Source organism: Micromonospora sp. LOL_015, assembly GCF_048060275.1.
Classification (GTDB): Bacteria; Actinomycetota; Actinomycetes; order Mycobacteriales; family Micromonosporaceae; genus Micromonospora_E.
Window position 1 is genome coordinate 20,924 of sequence record NZ_JBHMIO010000016.1, and the last position, 22,526, is coordinate 43,449.

Here is a 22,526-nt window from a genome sequence, read left to right on the forward strand (position 1 = left end):
CGCGGGTGATCGACAAAAGTTGATGCTGGGCCTAAGCTGCCAGATTGACCTCTGGTAGCGCTCCCAAAGCCGTCCCCTGCCGGAGGCGCACCGAGAGGAGGAACAGTCATGCGCCGCTCTACCGCGAGCGTACTCGTCGGGGTGGCCGCCCTGACACTCGTCGCCGGCTGCACCCCGCCCCCGACGGGGTCCCCCGGCACCCCGTCGGTCCCGGGCGTCGACACGCCGACCGAGACCCGCGAGCCGATCCAGGTCAACGTCGCCGAGGCGCTCAATGTCGCTCAGCAGGAGTTCGACCTGATCGCTGGCGGCGACTGGTCGGGTGCCTGGCGGCTGTGGACCACCGAGGCCCAACAGTCGGTTCCGGAGGACGTGTTCGTCGAGACCAACGAGACGTGCCCGGTGCAGGACGGCGTCGAGTTCCAGCTGCAGGAGGTCACACCGGTCGACGAGACGGCCGTCGACCTGACCTGGCGCCGCGAGGACACCGTGGGCAACAGCTCACTGCGGCTGGTGCAGGACACCTGGCGGTTCGACCCGGGCGGCGGCGTGCTCGTCGAGTACGCCTCGGGCGCCGCCGACGCGATCGAGAAGCGCCGGGCGGCCGGCAGCTGCCCGGCCTGACCCTCGGGCCTCCGCCGGTCGTTCCCTGGGCCGGCGGGGGCCCGGCTTCGACCGGACGGTTGCCCGGTTCGGCAGCGACGGACCCAACCGCGCTGCGAACCGGGCAACCTGTCGCGGCTCGCCGCCGTTAGCGGTGCCGCTTGTTCCGGTGCAGCGCGTCCCCCGCCCGCCGCAGCAGGTTCGAGGTGCGCGACGGCCCCTTGCGGGACTCCACCACCGAGCTGAGCTTGCGCGCCCCGGCCGCCGCCAGCGGCACGGCGACCGCGACGACCGCCCAACGCTTGATCATCCTGCCGACCATGGTCGCCTCCTTCGGTCCGGCGTCGGCACCCGCACGTCGCGCCGACATCGACCCTGGCTGGTGCCGTATCAACGGTTCCGGCGCGTGCTGTCGGCAGACACATACCCAGCAGCCGGCTCCGCTAAGCCTGAGCTGGACACGATCCATCGGGTGGACCGTCCGCAGGTGGGCGGGCAGCTCGGATCAGCCGGTGGTGGGCAGGCGACGAACGGTCGCCGCCGCACCGGACCGGTCGTCATCGACCGGATCCGCCGGGTCGACGACCAGGAACAGCTCCAACTGGTTGGAGCCCGCGACGAACAGCCGCTCGTCCGGGATCAGCCCGACGAACCGGAGCTGCCCGGCACCGTCGCGCGCCGCCTGAACCACGGTGCCGACCCGCCCGTTCAGCGCGACCGCGAGCGGGGCGCCGACCGGCACCGACTCCGGCAGGGTGCCGTGCACCAGCGCCGGGATCTTGCCGCGCTCCGCCCGGACGTCCTGGTACTCGGACAGATTCGTCACGGTCGCCGGCGGGCCGGTGCCGACCACGGCCAGATCGTCGACCGCCGCGCCGATCAGGCCGGCCGCCGGCAGCGGCGGGAACACCGGCCGGGCGCTGGCACCCGCCCGTACGGCGGCGAAGTGGACCGGGCCGTCGATCGTCACCGGCTCGCCTGGTCGCGGGTCGAACCGCTTGTCGGTAGTCTCCCGTTCGCCGCGCAGCGCGGAGATGCCGTCGGTACGCCACGGCACCTGCACCCCGGCGTGGTCGGCGACGGTCGGCAGCAGGTCGACCTGCTCCCAGTTACGATCGTCAATCCGTCCAACCTGTTGGCCGGGTTCCTTGACGAACAGCGGCACCCAGGCGAGCTCGGCGGCGGCGGCGAACTGGTCGTCCATCTCCCGGCCGGCGATCCCCTCGCTGAAGCTGCCGCCGTGGTCGGAGGTCACCACGATCAGCGCGTCGTCGTAGAGGCCGTTCGCGCGCAGCGTGCGCAACGCCTCGCCGATCAGCAGATCCGTGTAGCCGACCTGCTGCAGATGCCGCTGATGGGTGAGCCGGGCCCACCAGGGTCCGTCGTACGGCAGCCCGCCCGGACCGTCGTACCGCATCCCACTCGGCAGATAGGTCCACGGCGAATGGGGCATCAGCAGGTGCAGAAAGTGCAGCGTCGGGGTGTCCCGGGGTTGCAGCGAATCGAGGAACCCGGTGAACCTGGCCGGCTGGTTCTCCTTCAACCGGCTCATCCGAAACCCGGGGCCGGCGTCCGGGGACTTGTCGTTGGCCCGAATGTCGTCGGCCACCGTCGGTTCGCGGAAACTCGCCGCCGGGTCGTCCAGCGAATCGTCCGGGGAGATCAACTGGCCGTACAGTGCCGCGGTTTCCCGCAGCATCACCGGCAGGCTGCCCCGGTCCTGCCCGGGACGTCCCCGACAGTGCTGCGGCGGGCAGAGCTGGGTGACGTTCTCCCAGGCCTCGATCTGGTAGGCCGGTCCGAGCAGGGTGAACAGGTTGTCCGGGTGCTGTGAGTAGTGCGGTGTCAACTCCCCGGTCGGGTACCGTCCGGTCAGCATCGCCGGCACCGCGTTGACGGTCTTGCCGCTCACCGTGGTGGCGTTGCGGTACCAGGTCGAGCCGGCCGCCAGCCGGGCAAAGTTCGGCACCAGCTCGGCGTCGATCTCACCCTGCTCGTCGAGCAGCGACACCAGCGGGAACTCATCGAGGATGATCATGACGACCGGCGGATGCGGACCGATGCTGCGCACCGGCGCGCCGGACGCCCCCCGGCCGAGCAGCACCGCCGACGACGGCGAGGCGAAGACGAACAGCAGCACGAACGCCAGCGGACCGACCGCGGCGACCCGCAGTACCTGCCGGGCGACCGTCGACCTGGCGAACCCCGCGAGCAACACCGTGGCGACGACGACGGCGAGCACCACCAGCAGCGGGCCCCGCACATCGATCAGCGTCTTTCCGATCTGCACGATGAACAACACGGTCAGACCGCCGAGCTGGGCCAGATGGGTCCACCGCCGGACCGTCGCCCCGGCCAGCCCGGCCAGCCAGCCGAGACCCCACAACAGCACCGGCGGAACCAGCACGATCACCGCGACCAGGGTGAGAACGGCGGCCGGTCCGGCACCGTGAAAGAAGAAGAAGTCCGGGCTGCGACCGATCACGTCGAGCAGCGGCTGGGCCACCACGAGCCCGCAGAGTGCGATCAACTCCACCAGATAGGGCCAGCCGGACGCCCGTCGGGGGCTCGGCTTCGGGTCGTCGGCACCGGTGCCGGGCTGCGTCTGGGTCACCGTGCACTCATACCACACCAGGCCATGTCGAATGCCGGCGCAGACGACCGGACGGCTGGCGCGCCGAAAAGTGTGCGCACCAAGGGAGAATTTAACATCTATGAACCTAGATTGGCCGTGTTCGTCATGGCATGATCAGCCGAACGTCGTCCTATGCTTTCAATCAGTCACTAGTCGACCCGGTGGACCCCTGCGGTCAGGTGGCGGAACGGAGATCGTGTGCAGGGTGACAGCATGACGGGTCGAACACCCCGACCGGGTGCCTCTTCCGCCCCGATGCGTCCGGTCGCGGCGCTACGCGTCCTGCCCGGGCTGGTCCGCGACCCGCTGCGGACCCTCGTCGGGCTCACCGCCGACGCCGACGGCGGCATCGTCCGGCTGTCCGCCGGACCGGCCCGGCTCTACCTGGTCAGTGATCCCGCTCAGGTGGCGCACGTGCTGCGGGACAACGCGACCAACTACCTGCGCGACGGCCGTGGCCTGCTCTGGCGGCCCATCCTGCGGTTGTTCGGCGACGGCATCCTCAGCGAAGGTCCGGTCTGGTCGGACAGCCGCCGTACGCTGCAGCCGCTGTTCACCGCACGACGGCTGGACGCCCTCACCGACGACCTGGCCACGGCGATCGCGGACGCGACCGGGCCGCTGGCCGACGCGGCCCGGCACGGACACACCGTCGACATCGGCGCCGAACTGGCCCGGCTGGTCTGCCGCGCCATCGTCCGGGTCATGTTCGCCGACCGGTTCACCACCGATCAGGCGCTGCGGATCGCCGCAGCCCAGGACACCATCGCCACCGCCGTACTGCCGAGGCTGCTCCTGCCATTCGTGCCCAACTCGGTCCCGCTGCCCCGCGACCGCGCGTTCCGTCAGGCCGTACGGACCATCGACGAGATCGTGCTGCCGGTGGTACGACAGGCCCGGGCCGACGGCGACGACACCGACGACGTCGTCGGGACCCTGGTCCGGGCCCGCGACCGTGACGGCCGGGCCTTCGACGAGGCGCAGATCCGCAACGACACGGTGGCCATGTTCGCCACCAGCACCGAAACCACCTACGGCGTACTGACCTGGCTCTGGCCGCTGCTGCACCGCCTCCCGGCGGTCGCCGACCGGCTGCAGCGGGAGATCGACGAGGTGGTCGGCGGCGGACCGGTCCGCCGCGACCACCTGCCCCGGCTGCGCTACACCCGGATGGTGCTGGACGAGTTGCTGCGGCTGTACCCGGTGGCCTGGCTGATCCCACGTACCGCGCTCGCCGCCGACGTGATCGACGGGGTCCGCATCGAGGCGGGCGCGCAACTGGTGGCGAGCCCGTACCTGACCCACCGGTTGCCCACGGTCTGGCCGGACCCGGAGCGGTTCGACCCCGACCGGTTCGACCCCGACGGTACGGAAGACCCCGGTACCGGTCCGTCGGCGGCGGCACGGCGCCGGCAGCGGTACGCTCACTTCCCGTTCGGCGGCGGGCCGCACCAGTGCCTCGGCCAGCACCTGTTCTACCTGGAGGCGTCGCTGATCGTCGCCACGGTCCTCAGCCGGTTCCGGGTGCGGGTGACGGACGGACGGCTGCCCACGCCGCAGGCCGGTGCGTCGGTACGGACCGACGCACCGGTACGGGTCCGGATGGAACCGGCCGCCCTCTCCCGGACGGTCTGATGCACTCGATGTCCTCATCGGCCGCAGCGAACCTGCACAGCGCGGCCGAGAACGGCCGGATCTGCGCGATCGCGATCCACGGTCAGCGTGACCTGGCTGAACACACCCGGGCCTACCCCGGTCTGTTCCCGGCCCGCCCGTTCGACCCGGCGGTCAGCGCCGCGATCTCGCTGGCCACCGCGTTCGCCGCGCCCTGGTGCACCCCGGAGCAGCTACGGCTGGCCAACCGGGCCGCGCTGTGGGTGTTCGCCGCCGACTGGTTGATCGACTACCGGGCCACGACTGACGACGAGATCGTCGCCCTCGTCGACCGGTGCCGTGCGGTGGCGCACGGCGCCGCGGCCGGACCCGACGACGAACTCGGCCGATTCCTCGCCGACCTCGTCGCCGAACTCGACCAGGCACCCGCCTTCGCCGCCCGACGGGACCGCTGGTGGGCCGAGCTGGACCGGACGCTCACCGCCATGCACCGGGAATGGCGGTGGAAGGCGGCCCGCCGCACCGCCCCGGCGGAAGCCGGCCCGACCTTCGCCGACTACCTCGACAACGCCGACAACTTTGGATCGACCTTCGTCAACGCGACGCACTGGCTGCGTCTGGGTGACGGCCCGACGCTCGCGCACCTGACCGAGCTGATCACCGTCAGTCGGGAGGTGCAGCGGGTGCTCCGACTGGTCAACGACCTCGCCTCGATCAGGCGGGACACCACCTGGGGTGACCTCAACGCGCTGCTGGTGACCGCCGACCGGGGTGTCGTGGAGGACCAGATCGGACATCTGGTGGACCGGTGTCGCGACCTGCTGCGGCCGTTGGAGATCCGCTGCCCCAACCAGGCCGCCTACCTGTCCCGGCAGCTGGGATACACCAGCGGCTTCTACCGGGTCACCGACTTCTGGGGCGAGCTGTGACGGTCACCGGAAGCCGGGCCGCGCCCAGTGGCGGGCCCGCCACGACCGGCCCGGTCCCAGGCCGTGCCCGATGGTACGCCGGCCCCGTCACAGACAGTTGGGACCGGGCCGCGCAGGAAGTCGTGGACCGGCTGCCCGGTCAGCCCTGGGGCCACACCGACGTCTCCGTCTACGAGACAGCCCGCCTGGTCAGCCTCGCCCCCTGGCTGACCGGGCACCGGACTCGGGTGCGACATCTGCTGGCCAGCCAGCAGCCGGACGGCAGCTGGGGCGGTCCGGGCGGCTACGCGCTGGTCCCGACGTTGAGCGCCGTCGAGGCGCTGCTCGGCGTCGCGGCCGTACCGGCGGCGGTCCGGTCCACCGCCACGCCGCTGCCCGACGCGACGATGCGGGGGCTGACCGCCGCGCACCGGATCCTCGCCGCGACGACCGGCGGGACACTGCCCGACACCCCCGCCGTCGACCTGATCGTGCCGGCGCTGGTCGACCGGATCAACCAACGGCTACGGCACCGCCCCGGCCCGCCCGCGAACGACCCGGCGCCCGACGCCCTACTACGGCTGCGGGGTGAACTCGACTCCGGCCGGCTGGACGCGGTACGCCGGCTGTCCGCCGGTGGCCGGCCGGTGCCGACAAAGCTGCTGCACGCGTACGAGACCTTCGCCCACCAGGCGGCGCCGCTGAGCCGTCCAGTGGTGGCGCCCGTGCCGGCACACCCGCTCACGGGATCCGGGACGGGCCGACGGGCCGGCACGGTCGGCGGTTCGCCGGCCGCCACCGCGGCCTGGCTCGCCACCATCGACCCGATCCGCACCGAAATCGACCCGGTGCCCGCGCGCCGCTACCTGGAAACGGTGGTACGCGAACACGACGGTCCGGTGCCGTGTGCCACGCCCGTCGCCGTGTTCGAGCGGGCTTGGGTCCTGACCACCCTGCTGCGCGCCGACGTCGCCATGCTGGTGCCGCCCGAACTGCCGGGATCCCTGCGTGCGGCGCTCACCCCGGCCGGTGCGGCGACCGGGGCGGGCCTGCCGCCGGACGCCGACACCACCGCCGTGGTCCTGCACTGTCTCGCGCTGCTCGGACAGCCAGCCGATCCGGCGGTGCTGCTCGATTTCCGGGCCGGCGACCACATTGCCACCTGGCCGGGTGAGGACGGCGCCTCGGTGACCACCAACGCGCACGCCCTCGACACCCTTCAGGCGGTCGGGGGTGGCCGGCGCGCCGCCGACCTGGATGTACTCCGCCGGTCGATCAGCACCTGGCTGTGCGACCAGCAGCAACCCGACGGCTCCTGGCAGGACCGCTGGCACGCCTCGCCGTACTACGCGACCGCCGCCTGCGCGTTGGCGTTGTCCGCCGCCGGCACCGGGGCCCGGCCGGCAGCCGCCGTGCTGCGGGCGGTGGACTGGGTGCTGCGTACCCAACGGCCGGACGGCTCCTGGGGGCGCTGGCACGGCACCGCCGAAGAGACCGCGTACGCGGTACGGATCCTGCTCGCCACCACCGACCCGCCCAGTGACCGGATGCTACGGGCCGCCCGCCGGGGTGCCGCCCATCTCGTACCGTCCACCGCCGACCAGGGGCCGGCCCTCTGGCACGACAAGGACCTCTACCAACCGATCACAGTGGTCGCGGCAGAGATCGTGGCCGCCGGCAAACTCGTTCACCGGGCACGCGTCACCGGCTCCAACAGGCACGCTTGAGCACCGGACCGCGACGCTGCTAGCGTGCGCCGTGCCCATGCGCTCATGAACAGGCGCGGCGCGGTCCGCGCATGTACGGCCAGGAGTAGCAGGCAGATGACGAGACATTCGCAGGTCAGGCCGGGGACGGTGTAATGGTGTCACGCGGATTTCACCTGCGTACCAAGATTGTCGCGCTGCTGCTGTCGCTCAGCGCGCTGTGGGCATTCGCCGCATGGGTGACCCTGCGCGACGGCCTGAATTTATTGTGGGTGCAGACCTACGACAGCCAGATCTACCAGCCGAGCGAGCCGCTGCTGCGCGGGCTGCAGTCCGAGCGGCGCCTGGCGATGGCATACCTGGCCGGGCCGACCGACGAACGCCGCAGCGAACTGGTCGAGCTGCGCGAGGCGAACGAACGGCTCGCGGACGAATTCCGGGCATCCGCCCAGCACTGGTGGGCGGACCTCGCGGCCGGCGCCGAGCTGGAACAGCAGGTCGCCGACACCGTGCAGTGGCTGACCGAGCTGCGTGTCACCCGCGACGCCGTCGAGGCACGGGAAGTCGACCGGGGCAGCGCACACGAGGACTACACCAACACGATCGCCGCGTTCTTCCAACTGTTCGGTGCGCTGGGCAATCTCGACGAACGCGACATCGCCGACGACACGGCGACCCTGACCGATCTCAACCGGAGTCAGGAACTGGTCGCCCAGCAGGATGCGCTGATCGCCGGTGTGATCGTCGCGAAGCGGTTCACCGCGGCCGAGCACACCCGGTTCGTACAGCTGGTCGGCGCACAGGAATTCCTCGTCAACGCCACCGTGGTGAACCTGCCGGAACCGGACCGGGCCCGGTACGCGGAACTGGTCGACAGCGACAGCTACAAACGTTTCCGGAACGCTCAGCAGCGGATCGTCGCGAGCGGGCCGTCCTCCTCGTCGGCACCGTTGACCGAGGCGCAGTGGCGGCCCGCGACCGACACGACCATGTCCGATCTACGCACGATCGTGCTGGCCGGCGGCGACGACCTCGTCGACCGAGCCGTGCCGGTGGCCCTGCTGGTACTGCTCCGGCTGCTACTCGCGGCCGGTCTCGGCATGCTCGCGGTCGTCGCGTCGATCATCATGTCGATCACCACCGCGCGGGCGATCGTCGCCCAGCTCGAACGGCTCCGAGACGCGGCGCACCGGCTGGCCGAGGATCGGCTGCCGGGCGTGGTCGACCGGCTCGGCCGGGGCGAGGAGGTCGACGTGGCGGCCGAGGCACCGCCGCTGGAGTTCGGCAACGACGAGATCGGGCAAGTGGGCCGCGCGTTCAACCGGGTGCAGGAAACCGCCGTGCGCACCGCCGTGGAACAGGCCGAGCTGCGGCGCAGCGTACGCGACGTGTTCCTCAGCCTGGCCCGCCGGACCCAGGCGCTGGTCCACCGGCAGCTCACCCTGCTCGACTCGATGGAACGCCGGGAGGAGGACGCGGACAAGTTGGAGGAGCTCTTCCGGGTCGACCACCTGGCCACCCGGATGCGGCGCAACGCAGAGAATCTGATCGTGCTCTCCGGCTCGACCCCCGGCCGGACCTGGCGCCGCGACGTGCCGATGGTGGACGTAGTCCGGGGTGCCATCGCCGAGGTCGAGGACTACACCCGGGTGACCGTCGCTCCGATCGGGCAGGTCTCGTTGGCCGGCCGGGCCGTCGCCGACGTGATCCACCTGCTCGCCGAACTCATCGAGAACGCGTTGTCGTTCTCCCCGCCGCACACCACCGTCCAGGTCAAGGGACAGTTCGTCGCCAACGGCTACGTGGTGGAGATCGAGGACCGCGGGCTGGGCATGAGCGACGACGAGCGAGCCGCCGCAAACGAACGGATCACCGAGCATCCGGAGTTCCGGTTGTCCAGCACGGTCCGGCTCGGCCTGTTCGTGGTCAGCCGGCTGACCGAACGCACCGGCATCCGGGTGCACCTGAAGGAGTCGCCGTACGGCGGATCCACCGCTGTCGTGCTGATCCCACGGGAACTGGTGGTGCCGGGCGACGAAGCCACCGACCCGGATCTGCGCTCCAGCGGCCGGCTCCCAGCGACGGTGCCTGCTACCTCCGACACCATCGATACGCTGCCCTTGGCGGCCGCAGCCGGCCCGGGTCGGGCCGCCGAGCGGCATTCCACCGTGCGGGCGGTCGCCCCGGTGGCCGCCACCGCCCGCTCCGAGCCCGGACCGGCACCGGACGGCGACACACCGGCGACGGCCGCACCGGCGGGACGTCCTGCCGGGCCGGTGGAGCCCGAGCCCCAGCCTGACCGCGTCCGGGCCGCCCCGCCAGCCGGGCCACACACCTCGACGTACACCCCGTCCGGGCTACCGGTCCGGGTACGCTCCGCAGCCGCCGGATCCGCCGGTGGACCGGGTGCGAACCGGCCCGACAGGTCGCAGCGGGACCGGCACCCGGACGGCGAGCCGGCCGATCCCCCTGCCCGCCCGGCCGAGCAGGTACTACGGATGATGAGCGCATACCAGAGCGGAACGAGGCAAGGTCGATCGGACGCGGCACGACTGCCCGACGCGCCGCCGCCCGAGGACTCTGCGACGGCGCCGCAAGGACAGTCACCGGCCACCGCACCGGTCAGCGACGACCGGAACCCACCATCGGCGTGAGCCTCAGCGCTAGGGCTGGCACGAACAGGAGAACCACTGATGCAGCAGACCGCCTCGATCGCGGACCTCACCTGGTTGCTCGACGATCTGGTCGGTCGGGTCAAGCAGGCCGAGCATGCGATCGTGCTTTCCGTGGACGGCCTGTTGATGGCCGCCTCGGCCGGCCTGGGACGCGACGACGGCGAGCACCTCGCAGCACTGGCCGCCGGAATCCAGAGCCTCGCCCGCGGCGCCGGCAAACGGTTCCATGGTGGACCGGTACGACAGACCATCATCGAGATGGAGTCCTCGTTCCTGTTCGTCACGGCGGCCGGGCATGGTGCCTGTCTCGCCGTACTGGCCAGCGAGGAGACCGACGTGGGACTGATCGCCTACGAGATGGCGATGCTGGTGACCAGGGCCGGCAAGTACCTGGCCTCCCGCACCCGCCCGGCCGAGAACCACACAGAGAAGTGACCCGGCGACGATGAGCCAGTCCGACGAATCCGGTGAGGACCGGTGGATCGACGACCACGCCGGGCCGGTGGTCCGGCCGTACGCGATGACCGGCGGCCGCACCCGGCCACGCCGCGGCCGGTTCGACCTCATCTCGTTGGTGCTGGCCAGGCCACGGACCCCACCGGGGGAAGCCGGTCTCGGCCCGGAGCACCTGGCGATCCTGGACCGCTGCCGCGAGCCGCTGTCGGTGGCCGAGGTCGCGGCCTACCTGGATCTGCCCCTCGGCACCGTCCGAGTCCTCCTCGGCGACCTGCTCGAACACGCACTGGTCGAGGTACAGGAACCCCGTTCGGCGTCGAACCCGACTGACGACAGCGTATTCGAGGCGGTTATCAATGGACTACGAGCGCTCTGATCCGGCCGGCACCAGGCCGATCGCGCCGACCGCGGTGAAGGTGCTCATCGCCGGCGGCTTCGGGGTGGGCAAGACGACCCTGGTCGGTTCGGTCAGCGAAACCCGGCCACTGCGCACCGAGGAACTGCTCACCGAGGTCGGGGTCGCCGTCGACGACGTCTCCGGCGTGGAGGAGAAGTCCACCACCACGGTGGCGATGGACTTCGGCCGAATCACCATCAGCGAGGACCTGGTTCTCTACCTGTTCGGCACCCCCGGCCAGGAGCGCTTCCTCTTCGTCTGGGACGAGCTCGCGACGGGCGCGCTCGGAGCAGTGGTTCTCGCCGATACCCGGCGGCTGGCCGACTGTTTTCCGTCCATCGACTACTTCGAGCAGCGGGGAACCCCGTTCATCGTCGCGGTCAACTGCTTCGACGGTGCCCGGCAGTACGCGCTCGGCGAGGTCCAGTTGGCGCTGAACCTCGATCCGGACGTGCCGGTGGTGCTCTGCGACGCCCGGCAACGGCAGTCCGGCAAGGAGGTCCTGGTGAAGCTGCTGGAACACGCCCGGGATTACTCGCGCCGGTCGGCTGCAGTCGGATAGCCGCCCCTGATAGCCGCCGGCCCGACCGACCTCCGGCACCGGCCGGCGGGACTTCCGGCCCTGCCGCCCTGCCGGGAAATCCCCTGACAATCGATGTGTCGGAGAGAGCGCCGGACACCGACACCGGTCAACGACAGGGGAGGGATCGAGATGGCAGGCACCACACACCCGGCACCAGCCACCACCGACAGGGGATTCGCCGCCACGCCAGCCGAGACCCGGTTCGGCGAGGTCGTCTGGGCAGTGACCAGACTGGCCCTCGGATTCGTCTTTCTCTGGGCTTTCCTCGACAAACTCGCCGGTCTTGGCAAGTCGACCCCCAGTGAGCGCGCCTGGATCAATGGCGGATCCCCGACCACCGGGTACCTCAGCAACGTGGAGGGCCCGTTCAGCGGATTCTTCAGCGGCATGGCCGGTCAGGCCTGGGCCGACTGGTTGTTCATGGTCGGCCTGCTCGGCATCGGCGTGGCGTTGATCCTCGGCGTCGGAATGTGGGTCGCCGCAGTATCCGGCTCGTTGTTGCTGACCCTGATGTGGCTGGCGTCGCTGCCGATCGCCACCAACCCGTTCCTGGACGACCACCTAGTCTACGGCCTGGTGCTGCTCGGTCTGGCCGCGACGGGCGCCGGTTTTCGGTACGGTCTTGCCAGCTGGTGGCGGAACCTGCCGCTGGTACGGCGCAACGCCTGGCTCCGCTGACCCACCCGGGTCGGTCGACCGTCACGGCCCCGCTGAGTGAACTCAGCGGGGCCGACCGCTGTCCGCGCAATTCGACGGCAGGGATCGCACATGAGCGCCGGCTGCGGTGATCACCGCAGCCGGCACCCACGTCCATCAAACGGCAGCTACCGAGCATCCGAACCGGATGCTCACCGCTCCTGCGGTCGTCGCCTGAACCAGGCGATCGTCACTGCTCCTCTATCCTAGAGAGCTGCCGTCGGTTCGGTAATGGATTGTGGGCCATCCCACGTGGTGTGGGCGGCCAGTGCCGGCGGACCAGATGATCAGTGACCCCGCCGGGCAGGCATTGACCCCCGCGCCCGGATGCCGGTTTTCCTCGACCGACCGCCCCCTGGCCAGCGCCAAATGGTGTCCGGATCGAGATCCGGAGCCGGCGAACGCCGACCGCCTGACCACCGACAATGGCCGAAGTGTTGCGGAATCGATGGCCAATGCGTCAGACTCAATTCCGAACACGGCCGTATCCCGAGGAGTGAGCATCTGTGGCCAAGAAAGTCATTACTCTGCTGACCGACGACCTCGACGGCAGCGAGGCCGACCGGACGGTCGAGTTCTCGCTGGACGGTGTCACTTACACCATAGATCTGTCCGAGAAGAACGCCGGCAAGCTGCGCAAAGCCCTGGACACGTACATCGCCGCCGGCACCCGGGTGAGCCGCAGCAGCGCCGGCGGCCGGGGCGGCCGCGGGAGCTACTCGGCCGCGCCGGCCCGCTCCGACCGCGAGCAGAACCGCGCCATCCGCGAATGGGCAGCTAAGAACGGCTACCCGGTCTCCGAACGCGGCCGCATCCCGGCAAACGTGATCGCCGCGTACCACAAGGGCTGACCACCCGTCGGTCACATTCCCGGCAGAGTTGCCCACGCGTCACTCGGGCAGCTAGGTTATCGGCGCCGGCGGCACCGCCGGACGATTTTGTCCAGCGGAAGGGCGGACATCCGCCGGCGCCACCGCCCCATCGGCCAGATGGCCGGGAGGCACGCGATCAGTCGAACGACACATGGTCGAACGCGAACTCGCCACTCATCTCGGCACGGCGGGACAGCAAGGCCCGCAACTCGCCGGCCAGCTCGTGACGCTTACACAACTGCGGCTCACTGAGCTCCAGTGTCGTCAACCGCTCCCCGACGGCCGCCGCCGCCAGGTCTTCAGCGAATCGTCCGGGCGCTATCCCGAAGTGCAGCCGGTGCGGCCAGATCCGTACCCTTTCGAACAGCAGCCCACCCTCGCCGGCAGTCAGCCAGGCCCAGCCCTCTGCGCCGCCGTCCTTCCATTCGAGGTGCAGGCCACGTAGGAGCGGATCGGACAGCTGCCGGCTGACGAAGGCCTCCACTGCCCGGACGCGGGCCACCGCGCCCAGATCATTGACCCGGCCGGTCCGACCGTCTGGCAACCGGCCGACGATGTCCCGGTAGCTGATTTCCCCGACGATCTCGCCGGACCACAACCCGGCCGCGCTCTGCTGGAACGTTCGTGCGTCGAGCACGTACTCCACCACCCGCCGGCCCGGACCGGTCGCCGTCAACGCCGCCGACTCGACCCGCAGCACCGCCAGGCCCACCGCTTCGCACACGGCGTCGGTCATTCGTTCGTCGCGTCGCTGCTCTGCGGTCCGGTCGGCGGGGTCGACGAAGTCGGCCACGAAGACCGGACGGTAGTCGTCGGCAGCACAGACCACGAAATCGAACCGCGCCCGAGTGGCCACACTCCATTGCCGGGTGGTAACACCCGGCGGACGTCCACCTACCAGCTGCCCGAGTCGCCGGCCCGGCACGATGACACAGCCGGCACGGTCGAACAGCTCGCCGCGCCGAACGCCCGCAGCGTGTTCCGCGAGGCTGAGAACCGGGCGCAGCCAGGGCTGCCGGACGTCGTCGTTGGTCATCAGATGCCTTCCGTGGATACTGCGGCCTTTCAGGCAGGGGAGGATACGGACTCCTGCGGAGCAGGGCAGGGAGAGTCGACTCGCCGCCGGAGCGCATCGACGTCCACGTTGCCTTTCCGGTGACGGCAGGAGATTCGACCCGTGAGAGTCGAATCTCCCCGCTTCAGCAGAGGAAGATGTCAAGGTCGTGTCCTTGGCTTGCTCGCCACGCCGCGACCGACGAGGCCTGCCCATGCTAGACGCCTGTCGACCAGGGAAGGACGGCGGCGGTACGTGTGGGTCAGCGCGGCGACAGCGGCACGCGGTCAGCGGCGCCGACGGCAGAACCGGTCAGGGTCGCCGACGCGCCGGCTGGGCGGAGGTCAACCGCAACGCGAGCTCCGGGCAGTTCGCCACGGCACGGTCGGCGTGCCGGCGCAGCTCCGCAGGCACCGCCGGCTCCCGGCTGCCGTCCCGGGAGATCGGAAAGCCCCAGTCGTCACGGATCAGCAGCTCGGGCAGCAGCTCGATGCAGAGACCCCGACCGTCACAGCGAGCCCAGTCAATCTGCAACCGTGCACCGTGCGGATCGTTCACCTGTCGTCACTCCTAACGACGTCACCCGGTGAGCCCGGGTGTGGATCCTCTTCACGCTGGCATCCTATCCGCCCTGAAGCTGAAGGACAGAGCTGCACGAGTTACACGTACCGTGTAGGTCTATGGCTGAACACGAAGGCATCCGTACCGGCAGACATTGCGTTTCGCGATGCATGCCCACTTGGTCTTCGTGACGGAGTTTCGCACGAGGTGTTCGGCGATCGGCACCCGGCCCGCATTGAGGCGATCATGCGGGACGTGTCCGGGCTCTCACCCCGCCCTGAGGGCCGGAACGCTGGCCCGCAATCCGATAGCCGTCGGAGTCACCGGACGGCGGGATGGCACCGGCCTCGGGTGGTCGCCGGGCGACGAAGTCACCATCGGCGTCAGCGTCGGGCAGCCAGCCCGGCGGGTCCGCCGGCTGGGAGACCGATCCCGGCTTGCGGTACATGTCCAGCAGGCTGGACGGTACGGAGGCGGCCCGGCCGCCTCCGTAGGAACCGACCGGGTGCTCTGCCTGACCTGCCGCCGCAGGCGGCCGGTCCCACATCGGCCCGGTCGGCTGGTACCCGGCAGGTTGGTAGCCGGCGGGTGGGTACCCGGCGAGAGCGGCAGGTGGGTACCAGACAGGCGCGCGGTCGCCTGGCGGATCGGCGGGCAGCCAGTCGGTCGGCGGGCGGACGGCTGCCTCGTCGGTTGTGGGTCCCGACCGCCGGTGCGATCCGCCGGGGGCCCGCCCCCCGGGTCGGGGAGCGTCGTCGGTGGCCCGCCGTCGCGACCGGGGCCGCACCCACAGCAGCAGGCGCCAACCGAGCGCGCCCAGCACAGCCGCCAGACATCCGGCGTTGACCGCCACCATCCAGGTCTGGCCGCTGTCCGTACCGGTTCCGACCGAGTGGCCGAGCGCCGCCGGCCAGGCGGCGTACGCCAGCCAGTGCAGCGCCCGCCACAACCGCACCTCGATCCGCCGACGCAGCAGACTGGTCACCACCAGCACCAGCATCACGTCACTGGCGAGCGTGCCCAGCCCCATGTACAGCGGACGGTACTCGGCGCCGAACGGCACGAACAGGTCGTACACCCGGAGCTTGGCGTACGGGTCGAAGAGCAATGTGACCACGTGGACCGTCAGCAGCCCAACCGCCAGCAGCGCCGCGTTGCGGTGGACCAGGCTCACCGCAAACCGGGGCAGCCCGAACACCGGCCGGCCCGACCGGCTGCCCACTCCCAGCACCACGACCACCGACAACAGGACGAGCGCCGTCACCCCGGTGCCGCGCGCGACGAACCACCCTGCCTCCGTCACTGTGTCTCCTCCTCCGCGGACCAGCCTCCGACGGTCCGCACCGTGCCGTCCCCGGCCACCAGCCGGGCCGGTGCCCCGAGACCTGCGAGCCACCGATCGGCGGCCGCACCGCGCACCAGCGCCGCGGTGCTCAGCGTGTTCGCCCGCACGCAGCTGTACGCCGCCACGGAGACGCTGCGCCACACCCGGCCCGTCGGCGTACCGGTGCGGGGGTTGACGATGTGGTGCATCGTGGCGTCTCCGGCGGTCCACTGCCGGCTCACCGTGCTCGAGGTGGCCACCGCGCCACCGGCCGGCAGACCGATCACGCACGCCGGATCCGACGGACGGTCCTGCACCCGGATCCGCCAACGCTCGTCCGGGGCCGGCCCCGCAGTGGCGATGTCGCCGCCGAGGGCGACCAGCACACCGACCCGGCACCGGCGGGCGACGTCCCGCGCACAGCGATCGGCTGCCCAGGCCTTTGCGGTCGCGCCCAGGTCCAGCTGCACCCCGTCCGGTACGGTCAGTTCGGTCCCGTCGAGCCGGACCTGACGCCAATCCGCGGCCGGCAGGACGGTCCGCGCCACGGCGGGCCGGCCATGCAGGGTCACCCAGCGCAGATCCTCGTCGTAGCCCAGCCGGCACAGCGTCGACCCGACGGTCGGGTCGACGTCGCCGTCGGTCTCGCGGGCCGCCCGCAGCGCCACCGACACCAGGCCGGCGAGCAGCGGGCTGATCCGTACCGGCGTTCCTCCGCTGCGGCATGCCCGGACCAGTTCGGAGTCGGCGCGGAACCGGCTGCAGGCGGTGTCGACGGCGGCCAGCACGTCGTCGACGATCGTTCGGGCCGCCGGCACCGCCGCAGGGTCGCTCACCACCACCCGGGCCAGCGTCCCCCACACCTGCCACTGCGCGCAGTCCGGCCCGACCGGGATGGTCTCCAGCAGCGGCATCGCCTCACGACCCGCCGGAGGTGGCCTGGCCGGGTTCGCCACCACCGCCGGTCACCGGCGGAAACTCCGCCGTCGGCGGGGCCTGGCCGACCGGCTGGTCCGGCTCGGTCGCGCCGTCCGGGGCAGGTTGTCCGTCGCCGGCCGTCGCCGCCGGATCGGTACCCGCCAGACCCGGGGCGGGTTGCCCGTCGACACCGGCCGGCTGCGGCGCGGTTTCGCCCTGCACGCTGTCCGCCGGAGTGTTCGCGTCCTGGTCCGCCGTGTGATCGGCGTGCGCCACCACAGCGACGCCGAGCGTGCCGGCGATGCTCGCCACGGCCAGCCCGCCGGTGATCATTGTTACCCGCCGCAGCCCCAGCTCCCGCTCCCCCACGTGGCCTCCCGAATCGCCGTACCCAGCGGACCGCCCGCCGTCAACCCGGGATACGGCTCCGACGGATGCCCGGTTCAACCGACCGGGCACACACCCCCGGCGGGTTCGTCAGGTTCTACCGGCGACGGATTTACAGCGCTGATAATCGATGACACTGTGTCCACAGCGGAGGGCGAACGCCCCTGCCACGGGTGGCTGACCGAACCGGCGACCACCTGTCGTCTATGGAGGGAAACTGAATGTCGACAAGGACAACGACGAGGTCCACAGCGGCAACCCTGACAGCGGCGGCGGCGGCACTACTGATGCTCGTCGCCGCGGCACCGGCCAGCCAGGCGGCGACGCCGCACTTCTCGCATCTTGATCCGGGCGGCGCGCCGGCGCTCACCGAGAAGGTTCCGGTGAACGTGGTCTTCCTCGGCTACAGCCGGACGCAGGTGGACCGGTCGGCGTACCTCGACGAACTGCCACAGCGCTACGAGCCGGTGGTCCGCTCCCGGCTGTGGTACGACCAGGTCGAGAAGCTGGGCCTGACCTACACCTACGACTACCACCTCCGGTACGCGAACAAGCGGTACGAGGACCGGTTCTTCGCCGAGTTGCAGCGGCTGGCCACGCCTGCACCGCTCACCGCCTACCAGGAGCTCTACAACGAGCAGCAGGGCAACGTCGCCACGATCACCGACAACCACCACATCGACGCACCGAGCGTGGAGCGGTGGCTGGCCCTCAACCCACCGGCCGGCGTCGACACCCGACGCAACACCATATTCTTCATCAACTGGTTCGGCCGGTCGGACTTCAAATTCCACGTCTACACCAAAACCGACGAACCTGATCCGGACACCGGGCACAACTTCGGCGCTGAGCGGGACAGCCGGAAGATCTCCGCGTGGGGCGGCACCACCGCCGACGACGAGGAGAACGGTCTCGGTTCCACCCGCCGGGTGTGGTTCCACGACCTGTCGGCCGGGCCGGAGTCGTGGACCGAGAACTGGAACGTCGACGCTCCCGATCTGGACGGCAACGGCATCGAGGACTACCGGATGCCGCCGGTCTGGGAGTACGCCGCCGCCGGCTACCGCTCCCCCGAAGCGCTCACCGGCGATCTCGCTCTGATCACCCGCTACGTGGCGATCAACCTGCTGTTCACCACGTCGCCGCTGTACCCGGCGGAGCTGCCGAGTGCCGCGCCGCCGAAGACGATCAACATCGACAGCAACGTCTACGAAGGCTGGGACGGCGTCAACGCCTCGGTCCGCTACATCGACGAGGAGCTACTGCAGCTGGAGTTGCGGGAACTGCGGTGGCGCAACGTGCTGGACTACGACGGACAGAACCTCGCGTTCGAAGGTGACGCCGAACGCTGCTACTACGCCGTGCTGCTCGACGACGAGTCCTGCTACCCGGAGCTGGGCTACCCGCCGTTCGCCAACTTCTATCTGCAGAACAGTTTTGAACTAGACCGGGTGCTCGACGATCAGAACCGGGTCGACTACGAACTACCGGTGTTCAGCTACGCGTTGCCGGCCGGCACCCCGGTGCCGGCGCTGGGCTTCGCCGACGACAACTACACCGACGGTACGCAGTCGTACGTCTTCGCGTTCGTCTCCCCGGAGATTGTCGACAGCGGCTACGGGCTGACCACCACGCTGATCCACGAGGTGGGACACCACCTGGGCATGAGTCATCCGCACGACGGTTACGACAGCGAAACTGGCATCGACTACGGCCCGGAGGACGACTTCTTCTTCGCCTGGTCCGGCGACCAGGTCAACTCGATGATGAGCTACATCGACCTGAACTGGGACTTCAGCCAGTTCGACCGGGACAACAGCGACCGGTTCCTCACCGCCACGTACAACGAGGCGGCAAACCGGCTCGCCGAGTCGGTGCTGGACGGTCCGCACCCCGGCCGGGCCCATCGGGACCTGCGGGCGGCCGACCGACTGATCGGTGCGGCCGAGCACGCGCTCGCCCGGCACGACTACCGGCGTGCGCTGGTCCTGGCCGAGCAGGCGTACGGGAAGGTCGTCGACGCTGCCGAGCGCGCCGGAGTGCCGGCGGGGACCGTGGCCGAGCGGATGTCTGCCCGGGCGCAGCAGGCCCGGACGGCGTCCGAGGTGACCGGACCGCACGAGTTCATCGACACGCTGGGCCCCGACAGCCCGCGTAGCCAGCCCTGACCAGCAGGTAACAGCAGATCAGGAGCCGGGCGGCCTGGGCCGCCCGGCTCCTGGTCTGCTCGCGGACCGCCGTTGCTCTCCCGGTGTCCGTCCGATGGGTGGGCCGGAGCCGGGCCGGGTGAACCGGCGCACTGCTGGACCATCGATTCGGAAGCCCCCGGTCAGCCAGCTCTACCCCGACGCCGGGCTCGCGTACGCCAGTTTGTCGGCCCGGCGCCGGCACCCGCCGGCCGGCCCGCAGCAGCAGTCCGACCAGCAGCCGGGTGGGTCGTCGTGGCAGGACCGTTCCTTGACGGTGACCGGAGTACGTACCGACGGCCCGGTAGGGGCCGTCGGGCTGGGCCGGTACGACGGCGCGGCCCCGGGGATGAACCCGGTCGAGGGTGGCCGGTCGCGCCGGCCACCCTCTGTCATCGGTTACGGGGGAGAGTCAGTTCACGGGCAGGGCTGCCAGGCCAGGTGGTACATCGTCTCGATGCTGCCGTCCGTCGAGTCCATGGTCAGGAAGCTAACGTCCGTCGACGATCCCTTGCTCAGGCGCAACTCGGTGTTGATGTTGAGGTTACGGATCTCGCCACACGGATGCCAGACCACGGAGGCGATCGGCACCTCGTCGCTCACCATCCAGTTGTCGTCCAGCGGAGCCGGAATCGGATGGTTGCTGAAGGTGCCCTGAGTCATTCCCTGGAAGTAGTAGTTGGCCCGCTGTGTGGCGATGGCACCCGGGCTGAGCAGCCCGTAGCCGCGGTAGTCCACCTTCACGATCGCGAAGGTGTAGCCCGCCGGCGCGTGCACCAGCACGTTGAGCTGACAGTTCCGGCGACCTTCGGTGACCGAGATACCCGGACCCGCCTGCACCAGGTAGTCGCTGTAGATGGCAGTGAAGGCGGTGTTGTCCGGCGAGACGGCGACGTCGGCGGTACCTGGCCGACAACCGGAACCCGCCATCGCGACCAGGTCGATCACGACCTGGTCATCCGGTGGGTCATCCAGGATCCCCTTGGCAGACGCGGGTGCGCCCGAGATCAACGATGAGGCGAGCAACGCAAGCACCACGCCGCCACGCGTCAGCAGTTTGCGCATGAAACCTCCTCCGATGTGTGATGCGACGATGCGTGCGCAACAATCTACGTACAAGCATTGATCGTTGTCAACGTAAATTTAATTCCCTGAAGTGGCTTCCAGAAATTGGTCGCACGCCATCTCGCCACCAACCACCGACCCAACAGACGGAGCAGGCGGCGACCGTGCCAACCGCACAAATCACCCACAACATGCCTATAGGTCGTTCAAACTGCCTCCCATGACCGGCTAGTTGATCTCACCGGAACGAACACACCACGTGCGACCTGGGCGGAATCAATATCAACATTTCGACGCTAGAAGATACTTGCATGAATCGACGCGCGTCGCTATCATCCTTTCGCAGGACGCCCCGCCGAAACACTCTGGACCCAATCCCCATGATCCAAAGGGCCCAGCAGACGAAGATCAACGGCGCGGTTGTTCCGCAAAGTCGTGTGTGCCCCAGCCGTCATAACCTGAGCCCCGAGGGGAACGGAATGAAAAGAAGCCTCACCGGCGCGAGACACGGATTGTCCGCCGCACTCGGCACGGTTCTCGCGCTGACTCTGACCGCTCCAGCCCATGCCTCCCCGGCAACGTCGAGCGCCCTGCCGGACAGCGACATCACCGTGGAGGTGGTGGCCGCCAGTGGTTCAGGCTGCGCGCCCGGCACGGCCAGGGTCGTTGCCAACCCCGACAACACCGGCTTCCGGATTCGCTACTACGACTTCCTCGCCACCGTCGGTGACGGGGCCGACCCGACGGACAGCCGGAAGAACTGCCAACTCGGTGTGCTCGTCAAGGTGCCGGCCGGCTGGACCTTCGCGGTCGCCACCGCGGACTACCGGGGTCGGGCCCGGATTCCCAGTGGAGCGACCGGCCGGCAGCGGACGAACTACTACTGGCAGGGTTCGTCCGACAACAGCCGTACCGACGCCACGTTCGGCGGACCGTACAACGGCTTCTGGGCCACTGCCGACCACGCACCAGTGCTGGTGTACGTCCCCTGTGGGCAGCAGCGGGTACTGAACATCAACACCGAACTGCGAGTGGACGCCGGCACCTCCAGCGGCCAGGCCAGCATGTCGATGACCACGACCGAAGGCAACGTCGACACCCTGTTCAACCTGGACTGGGCCAGGTGCTGACCACCTGATCCGCCAGTCAACGCCGGGCGCGGGCAGCTCGATGCCCACGCCCGGCGCTGTCGTACGCGGAACCGGGTGAGGTCGGAGACCTCCAGCCGGTCCGGGGCGAGCTCGGCGAGTAGGCGGCCTACCCGGTCCGTAACCCACCGGAGCTGCCGGTGATGAAAATCGCCAGCCGAACGATCCGCATGATGCCGTCACCATGCGGCCAGCATGGCAACCGCCGGGCGTTAGCCCGGTCAGGACCAGCCGTAACCGGCCCGCAATGCCTGGCACACCCGGTCGAACCGGCCCCGATCGAGGATGGCACCCTCACGCCGGATGCTGTCCTCCCGCATAGTGAGCACCCGGTCGAGCCGGATCCAACTCGGCCGGCTGTCGTCGCCCCAGGTGCCTAGCGACAGCCAGTGCCGCTGCCCGTCGCGGTCGGACTGGCTGGACAGCATCAGCCCGAACAGCGTGCGGCTGCGCCGGCCCACCACCAGGACTGGGCGGTCCTTGCCCTGCCGGGGGTCCTCCTCGTACGACACCCAGGTCCAGACGATCTCGCCGGGATCGGCGTGCCCGTCCAGCTCGGGTGCGTACGACAGCTGCCGCCGTTGCAACGCGGCCACCTGCCGGCGGCGGGCCAACTTGGCCGGCGTCGGGCGCCGTTGCGCCGGTACGCGTTGACTGGCCAGCCGGCCGACGGTCGCGGTCACGCCCTGCCACAGTCTTCCCACGAGCGACGACCCTACCGGTAGCCGCCACCGGCGG

21 protein-coding genes are annotated in these 22,526 nt (G+C 70.1%); 12 read left to right on the forward strand and 9 right to left on the reverse strand.

The features are described 5' to 3' along the window. Positions 1–108 precede the first annotated feature (108 nt). Positions 109–624, forward strand: coding sequence for a hypothetical protein (locus tag ACFHWU_RS15115; protein WP_416554291.1), 516 nt, complete (start codon positions 109–111; stop codon positions 622–624). Between the two features lie 127 nt (positions 625–751). On the opposite strand, the gene ACFHWU_RS15120 is transcribed toward ACFHWU_RS15115, so the two are convergent. Continuing rightward, entirely contained in the window at positions 752–973 is a 222-nt protein-coding gene (locus ACFHWU_RS15120) for a hypothetical protein (protein WP_416590838.1), read from the reverse strand. 135 nt (positions 974–1,108) lie between these two features. Beyond that, positions 1,109–3,217, reverse strand: a complete 2,109-nt coding sequence (locus tag ACFHWU_RS15125) for a sulfatase-like hydrolase/transferase (protein ID WP_416590839.1) — start codon at positions 3,215–3,217, stop codon at positions 1,109–1,111. A 234-nt stretch (positions 3,218–3,451) separates the two neighbouring features. Here ACFHWU_RS15125 and ACFHWU_RS15130 point away from each other — a divergent pair, with 234 nt between their 5' ends. The 9 genes from ACFHWU_RS15130 (at position 3,452) to ACFHWU_RS15170 (ending at position 13,124) form a co-directional block, all read left to right on the forward strand. Beyond that, entirely contained in the window at positions 3,452–4,873 is a 1,422-nt protein-coding gene (locus ACFHWU_RS15130) for a cytochrome P450 (protein WP_416554285.1), read from the forward strand. 8 nt (positions 4,874–4,881) lie between these two features. Continuing rightward, positions 4,882–5,781, forward strand: a complete 900-nt coding sequence (locus ACFHWU_RS15135; RefSeq protein ID WP_416554283.1) for a terpene synthase family protein — start codon at positions 4,882–4,884, stop codon at positions 5,779–5,781. Between the two features lie 122 nt (positions 5,782–5,903). After that, positions 5,904–7,487, forward strand: a complete 1,584-nt coding sequence (locus tag ACFHWU_RS15140) for a prenyltransferase/squalene oxidase repeat-containing protein (protein ID WP_416590840.1) — start codon at positions 5,904–5,906, stop codon at positions 7,485–7,487. Positions 7,488–7,621: 134 nt separating this feature from the next. Next, the gene (locus ACFHWU_RS15145) at positions 7,622–10,120 is read left to right on the forward strand and encodes a nitrate- and nitrite sensing domain-containing protein (protein WP_416590841.1); all 2,499 of its coding nucleotides are present in this window, start codon (positions 7,622–7,624) and stop codon (positions 10,118–10,120) included. A 39-nt stretch (positions 10,121–10,159) separates the two neighbouring features. After that, entirely contained in the window at positions 10,160–10,576 is a 417-nt protein-coding gene (locus tag ACFHWU_RS15150; RefSeq protein WP_416554277.1) for a roadblock/LC7 domain-containing protein, read from the forward strand. 10 nt (positions 10,577–10,586) lie between these two features. Beyond that, the gene (locus ACFHWU_RS15155; protein WP_123600961.1) at positions 10,587–10,973 is read left to right on the forward strand and encodes a DUF742 domain-containing protein; all 387 of its coding nucleotides are present in this window, start codon (positions 10,587–10,589) and stop codon (positions 10,971–10,973) included. After that, a complete protein-coding gene (locus ACFHWU_RS15160; protein WP_416568258.1) occupies positions 10,954–11,556 on the forward strand; it encodes a GTP-binding protein in 603 nt (200 codons plus the stop codon). The genes ACFHWU_RS15155 and ACFHWU_RS15160 overlap by 20 nt, the downstream gene beginning before the upstream one ends. A gap of 150 nt (positions 11,557–11,706) precedes the next feature. Beyond that, complete coding sequence (locus ACFHWU_RS15165; protein ID WP_416554273.1) at positions 11,707–12,255, forward strand: hypothetical protein; 549 nt, start codon at positions 11,707–11,709, stop codon at positions 12,253–12,255. Between the two features lie 524 nt (positions 12,256–12,779). After that, positions 12,780–13,124, forward strand: a complete 345-nt coding sequence (locus ACFHWU_RS15170; RefSeq protein WP_282230225.1) for a histone-like nucleoid-structuring protein Lsr2 — start codon at positions 12,780–12,782, stop codon at positions 13,122–13,124. Between the two features lie 157 nt (positions 13,125–13,281). Here the strand turns inward: ACFHWU_RS15170 and ACFHWU_RS15175 are convergent, their stop codons facing one another. From ACFHWU_RS15175 to ACFHWU_RS15195, 5 genes are all read right to left on the reverse strand, one after another. Continuing rightward, positions 13,282–14,181, reverse strand: a complete 900-nt coding sequence (locus tag ACFHWU_RS15175) for a DUF2726 domain-containing protein (protein ID WP_416554271.1) — start codon at positions 14,179–14,181, stop codon at positions 13,282–13,284. A 330-nt stretch (positions 14,182–14,511) separates the two neighbouring features. Then, a complete protein-coding gene (locus tag ACFHWU_RS15180; RefSeq protein ID WP_416554269.1) occupies positions 14,512–14,757 on the reverse strand; it encodes a ferredoxin in 246 nt (81 codons plus the stop codon). Between the two features lie 247 nt (positions 14,758–15,004). Then, positions 15,005–16,063 (reverse strand): ferric reductase-like transmembrane domain-containing protein, encoded by a 1,059-nt coding sequence (locus tag ACFHWU_RS15185; protein ID WP_416554267.1) that lies wholly within the window; start codon positions 16,061–16,063, stop codon positions 15,005–15,007. Further along, complete coding sequence (locus tag ACFHWU_RS15190) at positions 16,060–16,998, reverse strand: FAD:protein FMN transferase (protein WP_416554265.1); 939 nt, start codon at positions 16,996–16,998, stop codon at positions 16,060–16,062. The genes ACFHWU_RS15185 and ACFHWU_RS15190 overlap by 4 nt, the downstream gene beginning before the upstream one ends. Positions 16,999–17,002: 4 nt before the next feature. After that, positions 17,003–17,371 carry a hypothetical protein gene (locus ACFHWU_RS15195; protein ID WP_416554263.1) on the reverse strand — a complete coding sequence of 123 codons (369 nt, stop codon included), beginning with the start codon at positions 17,369–17,371 and terminating at the stop codon, positions 17,003–17,005. A 239-nt stretch (positions 17,372–17,610) separates the two neighbouring features. On the opposite strand from ACFHWU_RS15195, the gene ACFHWU_RS15200 reads away from it, so the two are divergent. Then, positions 17,611–19,557: a hypothetical protein gene (locus ACFHWU_RS15200; protein ID WP_416554261.1), complete on the forward strand. Its 1,947-nt coding sequence runs from the start codon at positions 17,611–17,613 to the stop codon at positions 19,555–19,557. Positions 19,558–19,992: 435 nt separating this feature from the next. Here the strand turns inward: ACFHWU_RS15200 and ACFHWU_RS15205 are convergent, their stop codons facing one another. Next, positions 19,993–20,640, reverse strand: a complete 648-nt coding sequence (locus ACFHWU_RS15205; RefSeq protein WP_416554259.1) for a DUF4360 domain-containing protein — start codon at positions 20,638–20,640, stop codon at positions 19,993–19,995. Between the two features lie 479 nt (positions 20,641–21,119). On the opposite strand from ACFHWU_RS15205, the gene ACFHWU_RS15210 reads away from it, so the two are divergent. Then, entirely contained in the window at positions 21,120–21,770 is a 651-nt protein-coding gene (locus tag ACFHWU_RS15210) for a DUF4360 domain-containing protein (protein WP_416590842.1), read from the forward strand. 239 nt (positions 21,771–22,009) lie between these two features. On the opposite strand, the gene ACFHWU_RS15215 is transcribed toward ACFHWU_RS15210, so the two are convergent. Further along, complete coding sequence (locus ACFHWU_RS15215; RefSeq protein ID WP_416554255.1) at positions 22,010–22,492, reverse strand: type II toxin-antitoxin system PemK/MazF family toxin; 483 nt, start codon at positions 22,490–22,492, stop codon at positions 22,010–22,012. Between the last annotated feature and the right edge of the window lie 34 nt (positions 22,493–22,526).

Coding starts and splice junctions, on each gene's coding strand:
- ACFHWU_RS15205 (WP_416554259.1), bottom strand. CDS start 20,640: ATGCGCAAACTGCTGACGCGTGGCGGCGTGGTGCTTGCGTTGCTCGCC.
- ACFHWU_RS15200 (WP_416554261.1), top strand. CDS start 17,611: ATGTCGACAAGGACAACGACGAGGTCCACAGCGGCAACCCTGACAGCG.
- ACFHWU_RS15115 (WP_416554291.1), top strand. CDS start 109: ATGCGCCGCTCTACCGCGAGCGTACTCGTCGGGGTGGCCGCCCTGACA.
- ACFHWU_RS15145 (WP_416590841.1), top strand. CDS start 7,622: ATGGTGTCACGCGGATTTCACCTGCGTACCAAGATTGTCGCGCTGCTG.
- ACFHWU_RS15155 (WP_123600961.1), top strand. CDS start 10,587: ATGAGCCAGTCCGACGAATCCGGTGAGGACCGGTGGATCGACGACCAC.
- ACFHWU_RS15175 (WP_416554271.1), bottom strand. CDS start 14,181: ATGACCAACGACGACGTCCGGCAGCCCTGGCTGCGCCCGGTTCTCAGC.
- ACFHWU_RS15150 (WP_416554277.1), top strand. CDS start 10,160: ATGCAGCAGACCGCCTCGATCGCGGACCTCACCTGGTTGCTCGACGAT.
- ACFHWU_RS15160 (WP_416568258.1), top strand. CDS start 10,954: ATGGACTACGAGCGCTCTGATCCGGCCGGCACCAGGCCGATCGCGCCG.
- ACFHWU_RS15130 (WP_416554285.1), top strand. CDS start 3,452: ATGACGGGTCGAACACCCCGACCGGGTGCCTCTTCCGCCCCGATGCGT.
- ACFHWU_RS15190 (WP_416554265.1), bottom strand. CDS start 16,998: ATGCCGCTGCTGGAGACCATCCCGGTCGGGCCGGACTGCGCGCAGTGG.
- ACFHWU_RS15165 (WP_416554273.1), top strand. CDS start 11,707: ATGGCAGGCACCACACACCCGGCACCAGCCACCACCGACAGGGGATTC.
- ACFHWU_RS15120 (WP_416590838.1), bottom strand. CDS start 973: ATGTCGGCGCGACGTGCGGGTGCCGACGCCGGACCGAAGGAGGCGACC.
- ACFHWU_RS15210 (WP_416590842.1), top strand. CDS start 21,120: ATGAAAAGAAGCCTCACCGGCGCGAGACACGGATTGTCCGCCGCACTC.
- ACFHWU_RS15135 (WP_416554283.1), top strand. CDS start 4,882: ATGTCCTCATCGGCCGCAGCGAACCTGCACAGCGCGGCCGAGAACGGC.